Here is a 16,030-nt window from a genome sequence, read left to right on the forward strand (position 1 = left end):
AGAGGGCACTTGCATGAGCCATTTCGATCTCGGCCGTCGCCGCGTGATGCAAGCCGTCGGCGCGGGCCTGTTGTTGCCGGGGCTGGCACCGGCGGTGATTGCGTCGGTGAAGGACCGGCCGCAACTCACCGATGGCGTGCAGTCCGGCGACCTGCTCGGCGACCGCGCGATGATCTGGAGCCGCAGCGACCGCCCGGCGCGGATGGTGGTGGAATGGGACACCCGCAGTGTGTTCAGCAACCCACGTCGATTCGTCTCGCCGCTGGCCGACAACCGCAGCGACTTTACCGCCCGCGTCGAACTCACCGGCCTGCCCGCCGACCAGGCGATTTTCTACCGCGTGCACTTCGAAGACGCCCAGACCGGCGTCGCCAGCGAGCCCTGGTTCGGCCACCTGCGCAGCGTGCCGCAACAGCGTCGCGATATTCGTTTTGTGTGGAGCGGCGACACCGTCGGCCAAGGCTTCGGCATCAACCCGGACATCGGCGGCATGCGGATCTACGAAGCCATGCGCCTGCGCCTGCCGGACTTTTTTATCCACAGCGGCGACACCATCTACGCCGACGGCCCGGTGCCGGCGCAACTGACCACCGAAGGCGGGCGCATCTGGCGCAACATCACCACCGAGGCCAAGAGCAAAGTCGCTGAAACCCTCGATGAGTATCGCGGCAATTACCGCTACAACCTGCTGGATGAAAACGTGCGGCGCTTTAACGCCGAAGTGCCGCAGATCTGGCAGTGGGACGACCACGAAGTGGTGAACAACTGGTCGCCGAGCAAGCAGCTCGATGAGCGTTACCAGACCAAGGACATCAACACCCTGGTCGGCCATGCGCGTCAGGCCTGGCTGGAATATTCACCCATGCGTCGGCAAAGCGCCGACGGCGGCGGGCGGATTTATCGCAAGCTCAGTTATGGCCCGCTGCTGGATGTGTTCGTGCTCGACATGCGCAGCTATCGCGGGCCCAACGATGACAACCTGGGCGGCGCCAAACCCTTCCTCGGCCGAGAGCAACTGGACTGGCTCAAGCGCGAACTCAAGACGTCCCAGGCCCAATGGAAGGTGATCGCCGCCGACATGCCGATCGGCCTCGGCGTGCCCGACGGCGAAGTCAGCCCGGGCGTACCGCGCTGGGAAGCGATCGCCAACAACGACCCCGGCCCGGCGCAAGGGCGCGAGTTGGAAATCGCCGAGCTGCTCGGGTTTCTGCGCGCGCAGCAGGTGCGCAACCATGTGTGGTTGACGGCGGATGTGCATTACTGCGCGGCGCATCACTATCATCCGGATCGGGCGGCGTTCCAGGACTTCGAGCCGTTCTGGGAGTTTGTCGCGGGGCCGTTGAATGCGGGGAGCTTCGGGCCCAATCCGCTGGATAAAACCTTTGGTCCGCAGGTGGTGTTCGAGAAAGCACCGCCTGCGCAGAACACCTCGCCGTTTGCCGGTTTCCAGTTTTTCGGCGAAGTGCAGATCGATGGGCAGACGGCGGAGTTGACGGTGATGCTGCGTGATCTGGATGGGGTTTCAGTGTTCGAGCAAAAGCTGCAACCGGTCTGATTGAGGGTGCAGTCAAAAACTGATTGGAGTGCAGTCAAAAACTGACTTGGAATACAGTCAAAACTGTGGGAGGGGGCTTGCCCCCGATAGCGGTGTGTCAGTAACCCATGAGTTGACTGATCCACCGCCATCGGGGGCAAGCCCCCTCCCACATAGGTTCTTCAGTGGTTAGAGGATCTCAGTAGACATCGCGGCGATAGCGGCCCTGTTCGATCAAGCGCTCCACCGCCTCACTGCCCAGCACCTCATGCAGCACCTGATCCACTCCTGCGGCCATCCCCTGCAAACTGCCGCACACGTAAATCGCCGCGCCGTCCGCCAGCCATCGACGCAACACGTCCGCCGATTCGCGCAGGCGGTCCTGCACGTAGATCTTTTCCTCCTGGTCGCGGGAAAACGCCAGGTCCAGCAGCGCCAGGTCACCGCTGGCCAGCCAGCCTTGCAGTTCGTCCTGGCACAGGTAGTCGTGGGCGATAGTGCGTTCGCCGAACAACAGCCAGTTGCGCTGCTGGCCGTCGGCAATGCGTGCCTTGAGCAAGCTGCGCAAGCCGGCCAGGCCGGTACCGTTGCCCAGCAGGATCAACGGCGCAGGCGCGTCCGGCAGGTGGAAAGCGCTGTTGCGGCGCAGGCGCAGGCTGATGCTCGAGCCGAGGGCCGCGTGTTCGGTCAGCCAGCCCGAGCCAAGGCCGAGTGTGCCGTCCGGATGACGTTCCTGGCGCACGATCAACTCCAGCACGCCGTCGCTGGGAATCGAGGCGATGGAGTATTCGCGCATGCCCAGGGGCGCCAGCGCGTTCACCAGCGCCTGGGCATGCAGGCCCACCAGATGGGCGCGGTTGTCCGGCAATTGGCGGGTGGCCAGGGCCTGGTCGAGGGTGTGGGCCAGGCCGTCGATCAGCACGCTCTCGCTGCCGGCCAGGCCCAGGCCCAGGCCCCCGAGGAACTGCGCGATGGCCCGGCTGCCGTTGCGCGGCAGGATTTCCACCAGGTCGCCGGCCGTCCAGCGTTGCCCTGACGGCGCGCTCAGCTCCAGCAGGTACACAGCCGAACCGACACTGCCAGGGTTGAGCAAGGTGCGTTGGTTCAAGCTGCAGTTTTCATACTGTGCGCTCGGCCACGCCGCTGTCGGTGCGTGCCCGGTGAGTTGCCCCAGCTGTTGTTGCCAGTGCTGCAGGGCATGGGTGTCGCCGCTGTCGACTTCCACGGGGGCGAACAACGGGGTGCCGCCCTGGTTGGTCAGCCAGAAGTGCAGGCGCCGCGCAAAGCCGCAGAAGTGCTGGTACTGGCGATCGCCGAGGGCCAGTACCGAGTAGTTCAAGCCTTTGAGGGACAGGTCCTGCCCGAGCACGCTGCGCTCGAAGCCACGGGCGCTGTCGGGGGCTTCGCCGTCGCCGAAGGTGCTGACCACGAACAGCGCATTTTCTGATTGGCGCAGTTGGTCCTGGCTGACGTTGCCCAGCGGCTGCACGTTCACTGGCAAGCCCGCGGCCTGCAGTTGCCCGGCGGTCTGCCAGGCCAGTTGTTCGGCAAAACCGCTCTGGCTGGCGAAGCCGATCAGCCAGGCCGGCGCATGGCTGTGATTGGCGCTGAGGCGCTCGCGGGTATCGCGTACCTGGCGTTTTTTACGGCGACGGTCGAGGTACAGCAGCCAGCCGGTGATGAAGAACAACGGCATGCACAGCGCGCTGATGGTGAGGATGATCCGCCCCACCAGGCCGAAGTAACTGCCGGTGTGCAGCGCGTAGAGGCTGGTCAGCAATTGAGCCTTGAGGCTCTTGCTGGCGTAGCGCTCGTGGGATTTCACCACGCCGGTGGCCGGGTCCAGGTTGATCTGGTTCAGCGCGCGGTCGTGGGGCGAGTTTTTCAGCAGGTAAAACACCGTGGCCGGCTGCCCGGCGACTGCCGGCATGCGGATGTTGTAGGCACTCAGGTCGGGGCCGGCGCTGCTGTAGATGCTGCTCCAGATCGCCGCGTAGTTGGCCTCCGGCGTCGGGCCCGCGGGCGGTGGGCCGCGTTTGCGCATCCGTTCGTTCTGCGGGGCGTCGGACAGCAGCTTGTTCAGGCCCTGGTTGTACCACTCGTAGGACCACGACAGGCCGGTCAGCGCCGCCAACAGATAGAACAACAGGCACCAGGTGCCGAACACCGAGTGCAAGTCCCAATTGAAGCTGCGACCTTTTTTGCGCCAGTCCAGGGTCAGCCACACGCGCCAGTTCGCCACCTGGCGCGGCCAGCGCAGGTACAGGCCGGACAGGCAGAAGAACAGCAGGATCAGCGTGCAGGCCCCGGTGATTTGCCGGCCGGTGTCGCCCATGGCCAGGAAACGGTGCAGTTGCAGGAGAAACCCGAACACGTCCTGGCCGACGGCGTCGCCCATGTAGTCGCCGGTGTAGGGGTCGAAGTAACGCATCTGGCCGCGCCGTTCACCCGGCGGCGGGGTGAAGAACACGCGTGCGGCGGTGCCGCTGTCGGTTTCCACCCACAGCATCGACACGCGCTTGCCTTCGCTGGCTTCGAGCTTGCGCACCAGTTCGGCGGGCGGCAGTACCCCGGCGTCGAGTTTTGCCACGCTCAGCACGCTGGGGTTGAGCGCGCGCAGTATTTCATCCTGGAACGACACCGCCGCCCCGGTGATCCCCATCAAGGCCAGCACCAGCCCGGCAGTGATGCCGAAGAACCAGTGCAACTGGAACAGGGTTTTCTTCAACACGTCGGACCGCCTCGCTCATCTGGATATCTGTAGCACGGCGCGCATTATGCCGTGGGTTGTCGAGAAACTTTGTTGTTTAACACGCAAAAGCCCCACGCATCGATGCGTGGGGCTGTTGGCTGCGGGTTGACCGTTTAGAAGTGGAAGCTGGTGGTCAACAGTGCGGTGCGCCCGGCTGCCTGGTTGGCGAAGTGGGTCGAGAAGGCCTTGTCGTAGTAGGTTTTGTCGGTCAGGTTCTGCACGTTCAGTTGCAGATCGACGTTCTTGGTCAGCTTGTAGCTGGCCATGGCGTCGTAGCGCGTGTAGGACGGTACATACACGGTGTTGCCGGCATCGCCGTAGACCTCGTCGACATAGAACGCACCGCCGCCGATGGTCAGCTTCGACGTGATGTCGTAGGTGGTCCACAGGCTGAAGGTGTTCTTCGGCGTATTGGGCATTTGGTTGCCCTCGCTGGAGCCGGCGCTGAGCACCCCGTTGCGCCCGTTGCGTCCGGATTTGACCAGCTCGCTGTCGAGGTAGCTGTAGCCGGCGAACACTTGCCATTGATCCGTGAGTTTGCCGCTGGCCGATAGTTCGAGGCCATCGACGCGGGATTCACCGGCGTTCTCGTAGGTCAGGGCATCCACCAGAATGCGCGTGTTCTTCTTCTCGGTGCGGAACACGGCAGCCGTCAGCGAAAGGCGGTCGTGGAACAGATCCCACTTGGTGCCCAGCTCGTAGTTGACGGTTTCTTCCGGTTGCAGGTCGCTGGTGGCGGCGCCGGCGGACAGTGGGTTGCCGTCGGAGCCTTCACCGACCAGACCACCGGCCGGTGTGGCCGAGGTGGCGTAGGACGCATAGATGCTGGCGTTCTCCACCGGCTTCCAGACCAGGCCGGCCTGCCAGTTGAAGAACTGGCTGTCGTCTTTGATCTTGGTACGCCCGGTGGTGGCGTTGGTGTTGGCCTCGGTGTCGAAGGTGTCGTAGCGCAGGCCGACGTTCAGCAGCCATTTCGGGTCCAGTTCGATGGTGTCGAACACGTAGGCGCCGCGGCTGGTGGCTTTGGTGTTGGTGCCGTTGTAGTTGCGCGCGATGCTGCCGGTCCAGGCGTCGTCCGGGTTCGGGTTGCTCAGCGAGGTGCATTGGCCGCCCAGGCTGCCTTTGGCCACGGTGCAGACCGGGTTGGCGTTGGGGCTGATGGTGTAGCTGCTGACACGGGTTTCTTCGCCGGTGAACTCGAGGCCGGTGGAGTAGGTGTGCTTGAAACCCAGCGCGTGGAAGTTGCCGAACAGATCGGTCTGGTTGGTGGTGGTCTCGGTGGTCGACACGCGGCTGTTGGCGCGGCGCCACACAGTACCGAACTTGTTGACGTTGAGTTTGCTGTCGTCCGGTTGCGTGAGGATATAGTCCTGGCCGGTGTTGCCATGGCGCAGGGTGTTTTTCAGCGTCATGTTGTCGTTCAGGTCGTGTTCGACGGAGACCGTGCTGATATCGGCGCGGGTCTTGCGGAAGTCGCGACTCTTCAGGCCGTAGAAGTTATTGCTGTCGCCGCCGTCGTTGGGTTTGTCGTGTACGTGGGCGGTGGCGGTCGCGGAGCCGTAACCGTAGGGGATCCCCGAATCCGGCAGGTCGTCGCTTTCCATGTGGTAGTAGCTGACGTTGACGCGGGTCGGCGTGCCCAGGCCAAAGGTCAGCGACGGCGCCACGCCCCAACGGTCGTAATTCACCGCGTCGCGGCCGGCGACGTTTTGTTCGTGGCTCATCAGGTTCAGGCGGAACGCGGCGCTGTCGTCGAGGAATTGGCGGTTGACGTCGAGCACGTAGCGGCGGGTCTGGTCGGAGCCGTAGGTGAAGCCGCCGTTGGTGAAGTCGCGCGCCTGGGGTGTCTTGCTCACCAGGTTGAGGCTGCCGCCGGCCGAGCCACGCCCGCCGAACGAAGAGTTCGGGCCTTTGCTGACTTCGATCGATTCGATGTCGAAGATCTCACGGCTCTGGCCGCCGGTATCGCGCACGCCGTCCAGGTAGGTGTCGCCCTGGGCGTCAAAACCGCGGATGAACGGGCGGTCGCCCTGGGGGTTGCCGCCTTCACCGGCGCCGAAGGTAATGCCGGGCACGGTGCGCAAGGCATCCTGCAACGAGGTGGCGGCGGTGTCCTTGAGCACTTGCTGTGGCACCACGGTGACCGAGCGCGGCGTGTCCACCAGCGGCGCGGTGTACTTTTGCGAAGAGGCTTTTTCGACCTGATAGGAGGTGGCGTCCTGTGCTTCCCCGGTGATGCTGGTGGCGCCCAGGGAGATGCTGTTGCGCTGGCCTTTCTGTTCGGTGTCGTCGGCCGCTTGCGCCAGATGGGCGACAGAGCTGGCGCCGAGTGCAACGCCGATGGCCGAAGCCAGCAGGCGTGGTGAACTGGCAGGTGTTTTTATGCAAGTGCGCGACATGACGTGTCCTTTCCCCAAGGATGTGAGGCCGCGGAATATAGGCTGAACAAGACTTTGTATCAATTGCGACTTATTGCTATTCGTAGCTAATTTACATTCTTTACACTTTTTCCTTACGGTTTTTACGATCTCGTTCGTCTTCGGGTTTTACAGAGAGGATAAGAATCAATACCATTAACGTCTTTCCGCTCTCAGGTAGTGCTCATGTTGCTGCATATTCCCGGCCTGTTCTCTCGTGAGGAAGTGCAGCGCATTCGCCAAGCCCTGGAAACCGCCGACTGGGCCGACGGTAGAATCACCGCCGGGCACCAGTCCGCCAAGGCCAAGCACAACCTGCAATTGCCCGAAGGCCACCCGCTGGCCAAGGAAATCGGTACGGCGATGCTGGAGCGGTTGTGGCAAAACCCGTTGTTTATGTCGGCGGCGTTACCGCACAAAGTCTTCCCGCCGCTGCTCAACTGCTACACGGCCGGGGGCAGTTTCGACTTTCATATCGACAATGCCGTGCGCCAGCCCAAGGGCAGCCAGGAGCGGGTGCGTACCGATCTGTCGTCCACGCTGTTCTTCAGCGACCCGGAGGACTATGACGGCGGCGAACTGGAGATCCAGGACACCTTCGGCGTGCAACGGGTCAAGCTGCCCGCCGGCGATATGGTGCTGTACCCCGGCTCCAGCCTGCATAAAGTCAACGCCGTGACCCGTGGTGCGCGCTACGCCTCGTTTTTCTGGACCCAAAGCCTGGTGCGCGAAGACAGCCAGCGCACCCTGCTGTTCGAGATGGACGGTGCGATCCAGCAACTGACCGCGGCGGTCCCGGACCACCCGGCGTTGATCCAGCTCACTGGCACTTACCACAACCTGTTGCGTCGCTGGGTCGAGGTCTGAGCATGGGTTTTTTATTGCGCCGTGAAGAAGTGCTCAACGTCGAGCAGTTGCAGCGCATGCTCGACGACTCGCCAGTGCGCGCGGCCCAGGCGATCCTGATCGCGGCCAGGGAGGGCGTGGTGGATGCCCAGGCCTTGCTCGGGCAGATCCTGCTGGAAGGGCGCGGCATCGAGCGCGATGAAGCGCTGGCACTGCGCTGGTTCCAGATCGCGGCGCAGGGCGGGCACCTGATGGCGCGCAATATGCTGGGGCGTTGCCGCGAGCATGGCTGGGGCTGCGTCGCCGACGAAGCGGCGGCGGCGCGGGACTATCGGCTGGCGGCCGAAGCCGGGTTGGACTGGGGGCAATACAACTACGCCAACCTGCTGGCCACCGGTCGCGGTGTCGCCGAGGACCAGGCGCATGCACTGAGGTGCTATCGCCAGGCGGCGGAGCAGGGCCACGCCAAGTCGATGAACCTGTTGGGGCGCTATCTGGAAGAGGGCCGGTTTTGCCCGAGGGATCCGGACGCTGCCGTGGCGTGGTATCGACGCTCAGCCGAAGCCGGGGATTTCCGTGGGCAGTTCAGTTACGCGGCGGTGCTGGCCGACAGCGGCCAGATCGAGGCGGCGCTGGCGTGGTTGCGCAAGGCCTTGGCCGGCGGCAATCTGAAGTTTTTGCGGGTGGCGCACAAGGCGCTGGCGCAGGCGAATGATCCGCGGATTCGGGCGATGGCCGATGCCTATGAGCAACATGCCATGACCTGTTTCTGAGCGATAAAAAAACCCATGACAGGTCATGGGTTTTTTGTTCGCCGTCGTCTTACACGTAATACGACTTCAACGGCGGAAAGCCATTGAACTCAACCGCGCTGTAGCTGGTGGTGTACGCGCCGGTCGACAACCAGTACAACCGATCACCGATCGCCAGGTTCAACGGCAGGCCGTACTTGTAGTTTTCGTACATGATGTCGGCGCTGTCGCAGGTAGGACCGGCGATCACCACTTCTTCCATCTCGCCTTTCTTCTCGGTCCAGATCGGGAACTTGATGGCTTCGTCCATGGTTTCGATCAGGCCGGAGAACTTGCCCACGTCCGTGTACACCCAGCGCTCGACGGCGGTGCGCGATTTACGTGCCACCAGCACCACTTCGCTGACCAGGATGCCGGCGTTGGCGATCAACGAACGGCCCGGTTCCAGGATGATTTCCGGCAGGTCGTCGCCGAAGTCTTCCTTGAGGAAACGGATGATTTCCTCGGCATAGGTTTCCAGGCTGTTGGTGCGGGTGATGTAGTTGGCCGGGAAGCCGCCGCCCATGTTGATCAGCTTGAGGTGGATGCCGTCTTCTTCCTTCAGGCGCTCGAAGATCACTTTGACCTTGGCGATCGCCGCGTCCCACACGCTGATGTCGCGCTGTTGCGAGCCGACGTGGAACGAGAGGCCATACGGCACCAGGCCCAGGTCGCGGGCGAGGATCAGCAGGTCCATGGCCATGTCGGTCTGGCAGCCGAATTTGCGCGATAGAGGCCAGTCAGCCGTGGTCGAGCCTTCGGTGAGGATACGCACATAGATTTTCGAGCCCGGCGCGGCCTTGGCGATGTTGCGCAGGTCGGCTTCGGAGTCGGTGGAGAACAGGCGCACGCCCTTCTCGTAGAAGTAGCGGATGTCCTTGGATTTCTTGATGGTGTTGCCGTAGCTGATACGGTCGGGGCTGACGCCGCGGGCCATGACCTTGTCCAGCTCGTAGATCGAGGCGATGTCGAAGCTCGACCCCTTGTCTTTCAACAGGTCGATGATCTCGACGGCCGGGTTGGCCTTGACTGCGTAATAGATTTTGGCGAATTCGAAACCGGCGCGCAGGTCATCGTAGGCCTGGCTGATCATCGCGGTGTCGATCACCACGAACGGGGTTTCTTGCTTGTCGGCGAACGCCTTCATTTTGTCAAAAGTGGCGCGCGCGAAATAATCTTCGACGTTGATCGACATGCTGGGAACTCCTAAAGGCAAACTAAATTGATCAATGGGTGCAAATGAACGTCCTCCGTATCCCCACTTTGGTTCGCCTACTTCCCAAGGCATGTCGCCGAAAGCAAAAAGGCCATGGGATAAGCTTCCCTTGGCCTTGCTGTCTCGTCGTCAGTACTTGAGCCGGATGGATCGTTTCCAGCATGGACGTTCGGCGCGAACTTTAGGGCGTGAGGGGCTTGAGATCAACTAAAAATGTCGCGTTTTTGCACGCGTTCGTCGCGGGACCGGGTGCAGCTACTTATGTAACCGACCGGTGTGACGGATTGATGTTCCCCGCAGGCGGATAATCAGGGGGATTTCCCTGACACACCACGGACCAAATGTGGGAGGGGGCAAGCCCCCTCTCACAGTTTTAAGCGTGTTGTGTCAGATCAGGCCAGGGCGGTCTCGGCGGGCGAAACGATACTGGTCTTGCCCCCACGCGACTTGCCGGAGCTCAGGTACTCGGCAATCGATTCCTGGGTCACTTCACCCAAAAACACCCGCTCGGCGTCCATCACCGGCAACCACGAACGGTTGAACTCGTACATGCGCGACAACAGGATGCGCAAGTGCTCGTCATACGCGGCCGTGGCGTTGAATTCGCGCAGGTATTGACCGCAAGTGCCGGTCTGACGGTGCAGGTCGCGACGGCGCACATAGCCCAGCGCCTTGTTGTCGGCGCAGGTGACCACCACATAGCGGCGGTCGAGTTCGTCCATCAGCTCCAGGGCATCGGCCACCGGGGTTTCCGGGCTGACCGACGGGGCGTTGTCTGCCGCGTCTTCGGCTTTTACCAGCAGCAGACGCTTGAGGGTGCTGTCCTGGCCGACGAAGTTGCTGACGAACTCATCCGCCGGGTGCGCCAGCAGGGTGTCCGGGTGGTCGATCTGCAGCAGTTTGCCGGCGCGGAAGATGGCGATCTTGTCGCCCAGCTTGATGGCTTCGTCGATGTCGTGGCTGACCATGATCACGGTCTTGTTCAGCGCGCGCTGCATTTCGAAGAACTCGTTCTGGATCATCTCGCGGTTGATCGGGTCGACCGCGCCGAACGGCTCATCCATCAGCAGCAACGGTGCATCCGCCGCCAGCGCCCGGATCACGCCGATGCGCTGTTGCTGGCCACCGGACAGCTCACGCGGGTAGCGGTGCAGGTACTGTTTGGGCTCGAGCTTGATCATGCTCATCAACTCGCGGGCGCGGTCGTGGCATTTCTGCTTGTCCCAGCCCAGCAACTTGGGCACGACCACGATGTTTTCCTCGATGGTCATGTTCGGGAACAGGCCGATCTGCTGGATCACGTAGCCGATGTTGCGACGCAGGGTCACTTCGTCGAGGTCGGTGGTGTCTTCGCCGTTGATCAGGATCTTGCCCGATGTGGGCTTGATCAGGCGGTTGATCATTTTCAGCGTGGTGCTCTTGCCGCAGCCCGAGGGGCCGAGGAATACGCAAATCTCGCCTTCGTTGACGGTCAGGCTTACGTCGTTCACGGCGGAGACAGTCTTGCCGTTGCTTTGGAAAGTCTTGGTCAGGTGTTGAAGTTCGATCATTTGAGCAGTCCTTTTGGAGTCAGCGAGCGTTGCAGCCATTGCAGAAGCAGGTCGGCGAAGATGGCCAGGAGACTGACCAGCACGGCGCCGACGATCAGCATCGACATGTCGCTGCGGCTGATGGAAGCCAGAATAAGTACACCCAGGCCGCCGGCGCCGATGGTGGCGGCGATGGTCATCACGCCGATGTTCATCACCACGGCGGTGCGTACACCGGCGAGGATCACCGGTACGGCGATGGGCAGTTCGACCATGCGCAGGCGCTGGCCGAAGGTCATGCCGATGCCTTTGGCGGCTTCGCGGATGCCCGGTTCCACGCCGGTCAGGGCCAGGTAGGTGTTACGCATGATCGGCAGCAGGGAGTAGAGGAACACGGCGGTGATCGCCGGCATTGGCCCCAGGCCCTGGCCGAATTTGGAGTAGAACGGCAGCAGCAGGCCAAACAGAGCGATGGACGGCACGGTCAGCAGCACAGTGGCGCTGGCTTGCAGCGGGCCGGCCAGGCTCGGGAAGCGGGTCATCAGCACGCCGAGGGGCACGCCGACGACAATCGCGAGGATCACGGCAATGCCGACCAGGGTGATGTGCTGCCAGGTCAGGTGCAGGACTTGGGCCCAATCAAGATGGGAAAAGGCGTTTAAAAATTCCATGTCTTCTCCTCTTAGTTGAGTGGATGCTGGCGCAGGAAAGCGGCGGCGACGGCGGATGGGCTTTCATGGTCGACGTCGACCCGCGCGTTCAGCTGGCGCATGGTTGCGTCGTCGAACAGGGCAGCCAGCGGCTTCAGATCGGCGGCCAGTTCAGGATGGGCGTCGAGATAAACCTGACGCACCACCGGCGCGGCGGTGTAGTCCGGGAAGTAGTGCTTGTCGTCTTCGAGCAGCTTCAATTTGAAGGCATTCAGGCGACCGTCGGTGGTGTAGACCAGACCGGCAAACACCTGGCCGTTACGCAACGCGGTGTAGACCAGCCCGGCGTCCATCTGCCGGGTGTTTTTGCGGGTCAGGTTCATGTCGTAGAGCTTGACCATGCCGCCCATGCCGTCGGAACGGTTGGCAAATTCGGTGTCCAGGGCCACCAGGCGCGTGGCCTTGGTTTTTTCCGCGAGGGCTTGGGTCAGATCGCTGATCGTGTTGATCTGCGGGAATTCCTGGGCCACGTTCTCAGGCAATGCCAGCGCGTAGGTGTTGCTGAATTTCGATGGCGACAGCCAGACCAGGCCTTTTTTCGCGTCGAGTTCTTTTACCCGAGCGTAGGACTGTTCGCTGTCGAGCTTCTCGTCCACATGGTTGTAGGCCACCAGCGACACGCCGGTGTATTCCCAGATCAGGTCCAGTTGCCCGCTTTCCTGGGCACTGCGCGCCAGGTTGCTGCCCAGGCCGCCGGTCACGCGGGTGTCGTAACCCTTGGTGCGCAGGTACTGGGAAGTGATTTCGGCGAGCAGGGTTTGTTCAGTGAACACCCGTGCGCCGATGCGGATGACCGGTTTTTCAGCGGCTTGCGCAAACCCTGCAAACAGCAGGACGCAGCTCAATATCAATGTCAGTTTTTTCATGTGAATTCCTTTGCCGAGCCTTAAGACGCACGCACTCCGCGTTCCAGCCAGAGGCGGCTGCCCATGGTCACCAGACCGTCGAGCAGCAGGGCCAACAGCGCGGTACACGCGGCGCCGAGCAGCAATTGCGGCTGATTGTTCAGGGCGATGCCGGGGAAGATCAGGCTGCCCAGGCTGTTGGCGCCGATCAGGAATGCCAGCGGCGCGGTGCCGACGTTGATCGCCAGGGCCACGCGCACGCCGCCGATGATGATCGGCACGGCGTTCGGCAACTCGACGCGAAACAGCACCTGGCGCGGGGTCATGCCGATGCCGGTGGCGGCTTCTTTCAGCGAGCCCTGGACGTTTTTCAGGCCTTCGTAGGTGTTGCGCACGATGGGCAGCAATGAAGCGAGGAACAGCGCGAAGATCGCCGGGCCGCTGCCGATGCCGAGGACGCCGAGGGCGATGGCCAGTACGGCCAGGGGAGGGACGGTGTTGCCGATGTTGAAGATCTGCATGAAGCGTTCGGCGCGCCCGACCATGTTCGGGCGGCTGAGCAGGATACCGGCGGGGAGGCCCACAATCAGGGCGGCCAGCATGGAGACTAGGACGAGAATCAGGTGAGCTTGCAGGTAAAACAACAAATCGTCGCGGTACAGTTCGATGGTGTTGATGCCGATCCAGTGGATCAGCAGGGCCAGGAGAGCGACGACAACCGCTCCTCCTATCAGCCCTTTGCCATAGCGAATAGCCACAGGCGGACTCCTTTTTTCTTCTGTCGGCGAACACATTCCTGCGTGGCATGCCACTGCTGGCTGCCGTTGAATGTGGTCGCGAAAAGCAGCTCGCCCATGCCGGCAAAAGCGGCATGAGGTCAAGCCATGAGCGCAGCCTCGTCAGGCTAACTTGCTGATTTTTCAGCCCCTGTTTCGAGTGCGGTTGCAGGGGAGTGGACGTCTCTACCTTTTAAAAGGTTCCATACTTGGCAGTATTTAGCCACCCCCAACCGGGTGAACGGTGGTCCGGCACCCTGGGTTTGCGCTATACTCGCCGCCCTTTTTTGACTCACCTGCCAGGCGATTTCCCATGACCCACCAGGCCGCCGAAGTCGCGAAACGCCGCACTTTCGCCATTATTTCCCACCCCGATGCCGGTAAAACCACCATCACCGAGAAGCTCTTGCTGATGGGCAAGGCGATCGCAGTGGCCGGCACGGTGAAATCCCGCAAATCCGACCGCCATGCCACCTCCGACTGGATGGAAATGGAAAAGCAACGGGGTATTTCCATTACCACGTCGGTCATGCAGTTCCCGTATCGCGATCACATGATCAACCTGCTCGACACCCCGGGCCACGAAGACTTCTCCGAAGACACCTACCGCACCCTGACCGCGGTGGACTCGGCCTTGATGGTCCTCGACGGCGGTAAGGGCGTCGAGCCGCGCACGATTGCGTTGATGGACGTCTGCCGCCTGCGCGACACGCCGATCGTCAGCTTTATCAACAAACTCGACCGCGACATCCGCGATCCGATCGAGCTGCTCGACGAAATCGAAGCAGTGCTGAAGATCAAGGCGGCGCCGATCACCTGGCCGATCGGTTGCTACCGCGACTTCAAGGGCGTGTACCACCTGGCCGACGACTACATCATTGTCTACACCGCCGGCCACGGTCACGAACGCACCGATGTGAAAATCATCGAGAAGCTCGACTCCGACGAAGCCCGCGCCCACTTGGGCGATGAGTACGACCGCTTCGTCGACCAGCTGGAACTGGTACAGGGCGCCTGCCACGAGTTCAACCAGCAGGAATTCCTCGACGGCCAACTGACCCCGGTGTTCTTCGGTACCGCATTGGGCAACTTCGGTGTCGACCACGTGCTCGACGCCGTGGTGGACTGGGCCCCGCGCCCGCTGGCCCGGATCGCCAACGAGCGCACCGTGGAGCCGGTGGAAGAGAAATTCTCGGGCTTCGTGTTCAAGATCCAGGCGAACATGGACCCCAAACACCGCGACCGTATCGCCTTTATGCGAATCTGCTCCGGCAGGTACGAAAAAGGCATGAAGATGCGCCACGTTCGCACCGGCAAGGACGTGCGAATCGGCGATGCCCTGACGTTCTTCTCCTCCGAGCGTGAACAGCTCGAAGAAGCCTACGCCGGCGACATCATCGGCTTGCACAACCACGGCACCATCCAGATCGGCGACACCTTCACCGAAGGCGAAACGCTGGGCTTCACCGGCATCCCGCACTTCGCCCCGGAACTGTTCCGCCGCGTGCGCCTGCGCGACCCGCTGAAATCCAAGCAACTGCGCCAAGGCTTGCAGCAACTGGCGGAAGAGGGCGCGACCCAGGTGTTCTTCCCCGAGCGCAGCAACGACATCATCCTCGGCGCCGTCGGTGTGCTGCAGTTCGATGTGGTCGCCAGCCGCCTGAAAGAGGAATACAAGGTCGAATGCTCCTACGAGCCGATCACCGTGTACTCCGCGCGCTGGATCGAGTGCAGCGATAAGAAGAAGTTGGAAGAGTTCTCCAACAAAGCCGTGGAAAACCTCGCGGTCGACGGCGGCGGTCACCTGACCTACCTGGCGCCGACCCGGGTCAATTTGGCGCTGATGGAAGAGCGCTGGCCGGATGTGAAATTCCGGGCTACTCGCGAGCACCATTAAGCTCTGAGCGGTGAACAAGAGGGCGAAGCTGTCATGGCTTCGCCCTTTTTCATGGGCGCTGCAAAACCAGAGGTGGGAGAGGCGGTGCGACGGTTCGACTTGCTCCCCTCAGATTTTTTGATCTCCACCCGATGTGGGGATTGGCGAGAACCCGGCATCGGGACTAGCTTCAACGCTGGCGGCGCTAAACAGCGGTCGTGCGGGATTCACCTACTGACTGGAGGGGATCAACCATGAGTATTGTTCAACGAGTCGTGCTGTTACTGAAGGTGCTGGTGCTGTTGTCATTGGGAATGTCGACGGCCTGGGCACATAACCCGGTGCAGAGCGGGGCGGCGGTGTCTGCGCTGCAGAGTGGGCAGGCCAAGGGCCTGCAACTGGCCAAGTCTGAAGCGGAGCCCGGCGATGAGGACCAGGGCGGCAGCAAGGGCGATGACGACTCCACCACCGACGAACCGGGCGATGACAACCCGGATGATGAAGGCGATAGCCAGACGTAGACCCTGCAAAAAGCCCCTCCCGCCAGGTTGATGCGCAACCTGACGGGAAGGGCTGTAGAACGCTGTGTCACCGCGCCCCCACAGGGGAGCGCTTGTGGAAAGCGCAGCCGGACGGCGGGTTCAGCGGGTTGGGCAGTTCGCCGATGATCTTGATCTTCGGCTTGTTCGGGTCCGGGTGGATGGTCGGTTCATCCGCCACCAGCACTTTCGGTTGTAG

Annotated in this window: 12 protein-coding genes and 1 pseudogene; 5 read left to right on the forward strand and 8 right to left on the reverse strand. The window is 62.2% G+C overall.

What is annotated here, in order from left to right; all coding sequences use genetic code 11:
* The first annotated feature begins 13 nt into the window (after positions 1–13).
* The gene (locus JN756_RS04700) at positions 14–1,555 is read left to right on the forward strand and encodes an alkaline phosphatase D family protein (protein ID WP_108525348.1); all 1,542 of its coding nucleotides are present in this window, start codon (positions 14–16) and stop codon (positions 1,553–1,555) included.
* A gap of 178 nt (positions 1,556–1,733) precedes the next feature.
* On the opposite strand, the gene JN756_RS04705 is transcribed toward JN756_RS04700, so the two are convergent.
* Together JN756_RS04705 and JN756_RS04710 are read right to left on the reverse strand one after the other, a co-directional pair.
* Positions 1,734–4,265, reverse strand: a complete 2,532-nt coding sequence (locus tag JN756_RS04705; RefSeq protein ID WP_201021894.1) for a PepSY domain-containing protein — start codon at positions 4,263–4,265, stop codon at positions 1,734–1,736.
* 134 nt (positions 4,266–4,399) lie between these two features.
* Positions 4,400–6,685, reverse strand: coding sequence for a TonB-dependent receptor (locus tag JN756_RS04710; protein WP_057005149.1), 2,286 nt, complete (start codon positions 6,683–6,685; stop codon positions 4,400–4,402).
* Between the two features lie 204 nt (positions 6,686–6,889).
* Between JN756_RS04710 and JN756_RS04715 the strand changes: the two genes are divergently transcribed.
* Positions 6,890–7,570: a Fe2+-dependent dioxygenase gene (locus tag JN756_RS04715; protein WP_017845451.1), complete on the forward strand. Its 681-nt coding sequence runs from the start codon at positions 6,890–6,892 to the stop codon at positions 7,568–7,570.
* 2 nt (positions 7,571–7,572) lie between these two features.
* Positions 7,573–8,322, forward strand: a complete 750-nt coding sequence (locus tag JN756_RS04720; protein WP_017845450.1) for a tetratricopeptide repeat protein — start codon at positions 7,573–7,575, stop codon at positions 8,320–8,322.
* Between the two features lie 49 nt (positions 8,323–8,371).
* Here JN756_RS04720 and JN756_RS04725 read toward each other — a convergent pair whose 3' ends face one another.
* From JN756_RS04725 to JN756_RS04745, 5 genes are all read right to left on the reverse strand, one after another.
* Positions 8,372–9,535: a type III PLP-dependent enzyme gene (locus tag JN756_RS04725; RefSeq protein WP_017845449.1), complete on the reverse strand. Its 1,164-nt coding sequence runs from the start codon at positions 9,533–9,535 to the stop codon at positions 8,372–8,374.
* A 413-nt stretch (positions 9,536–9,948) separates the two neighbouring features.
* Positions 9,949–11,106 (reverse strand): osmoprotectant ABC transporter ATP-binding protein OsmV, encoded by a 1,158-nt coding sequence (locus JN756_RS04730; protein ID WP_017845448.1) that lies wholly within the window; start codon positions 11,104–11,106, stop codon positions 9,949–9,951.
* Entirely contained in the window at positions 11,103–11,756 is a 654-nt protein-coding gene (locus JN756_RS04735) for an ABC transporter permease (protein WP_017845447.1), read from the reverse strand. The genes JN756_RS04730 and JN756_RS04735 overlap by 4 nt, the downstream gene beginning before the upstream one ends.
* Positions 11,757–11,767: 11 nt before the next feature.
* Complete coding sequence (locus JN756_RS04740) at positions 11,768–12,661, reverse strand: glycine betaine ABC transporter substrate-binding protein (protein ID WP_201021895.1); 894 nt, start codon at positions 12,659–12,661, stop codon at positions 11,768–11,770.
* Between the two features lie 20 nt (positions 12,662–12,681).
* Positions 12,682–13,398 (reverse strand): ABC transporter permease, encoded by a 717-nt coding sequence (locus JN756_RS04745; protein ID WP_046384714.1) that lies wholly within the window; start codon positions 13,396–13,398, stop codon positions 12,682–12,684.
* Between the two features lie 331 nt (positions 13,399–13,729).
* Between JN756_RS04745 and JN756_RS04750 the strand changes: the two genes are divergently transcribed.
* Both JN756_RS04750 and JN756_RS04755 read left to right on the forward strand, forming a co-directional pair.
* Positions 13,730–15,313, forward strand: a complete 1,584-nt coding sequence (locus JN756_RS04750) for a peptide chain release factor 3 (protein ID WP_201021896.1) — start codon at positions 13,730–13,732, stop codon at positions 15,311–15,313.
* Between the two features lie 233 nt (positions 15,314–15,546).
* The gene (locus JN756_RS04755; RefSeq protein WP_046488130.1) at positions 15,547–15,813 is read left to right on the forward strand and encodes a hypothetical protein; all 267 of its coding nucleotides are present in this window, start codon (positions 15,547–15,549) and stop codon (positions 15,811–15,813) included.
* A gap of 82 nt (positions 15,814–15,895) precedes the next feature.
* Here JN756_RS04755 and JN756_RS04760 read toward each other — a convergent pair.
* A pseudogene (locus tag JN756_RS04760) lies at positions 15,896–16,000 on the reverse strand (dipeptide ABC transporter ATP-binding protein); the annotation flags it as partial.
* Positions 16,001–16,030: the final 30 nt, after the last annotated feature.

It is taken from the genome of Pseudomonas sp. Y39-6, from assembly GCF_023651955.1.
GTDB classification, from domain to species: Bacteria; Pseudomonadota; Gammaproteobacteria; order Pseudomonadales; family Pseudomonadaceae; genus Aquipseudomonas; species Aquipseudomonas veronii.

Excerpts from the sequence above, each read along its gene's own strand:
- JN756_RS04720 (WP_017845450.1), top strand. The coding sequence starts at position 7,573 with ATGGGTTTTTTATTGCGCCGTGAAGAAGTGCTCAACGTCGAGCAGTTG.
- JN756_RS04715 (WP_017845451.1), top strand. The coding sequence starts at position 6,890 with ATGTTGCTGCATATTCCCGGCCTGTTCTCTCGTGAGGAAGTGCAGCGC.
- JN756_RS04740 (WP_201021895.1), bottom strand. The coding sequence starts at position 12,661 with ATGAAAAAACTGACATTGATATTGAGCTGCGTCCTGCTGTTTGCAGGG.
- JN756_RS04725 (WP_017845449.1), bottom strand. The coding sequence starts at position 9,535 with ATGTCGATCAACGTCGAAGATTATTTCGCGCGCGCCACTTTTGACAAA.
- JN756_RS04735 (WP_017845447.1), bottom strand. The coding sequence starts at position 11,756 with ATGGAATTTTTAAACGCCTTTTCCCATCTTGATTGGGCCCAAGTCCTG.
- JN756_RS04700 (WP_108525348.1), top strand. The coding sequence starts at position 14 with ATGAGCCATTTCGATCTCGGCCGTCGCCGCGTGATGCAAGCCGTCGGC.
- JN756_RS04750 (WP_201021896.1), top strand. The coding sequence starts at position 13,730 with ATGACCCACCAGGCCGCCGAAGTCGCGAAACGCCGCACTTTCGCCATT.
- JN756_RS04730 (WP_017845448.1), bottom strand. The coding sequence starts at position 11,106 with ATGATCGAACTTCAACACCTGACCAAGACTTTCCAAAGCAACGGCAAG.
- JN756_RS04710 (WP_057005149.1), bottom strand. The coding sequence starts at position 6,685 with ATGTCGCGCACTTGCATAAAAACACCTGCCAGTTCACCACGCCTGCTG.
- JN756_RS04755 (WP_046488130.1), top strand. The coding sequence starts at position 15,547 with ATGAGTATTGTTCAACGAGTCGTGCTGTTACTGAAGGTGCTGGTGCTG.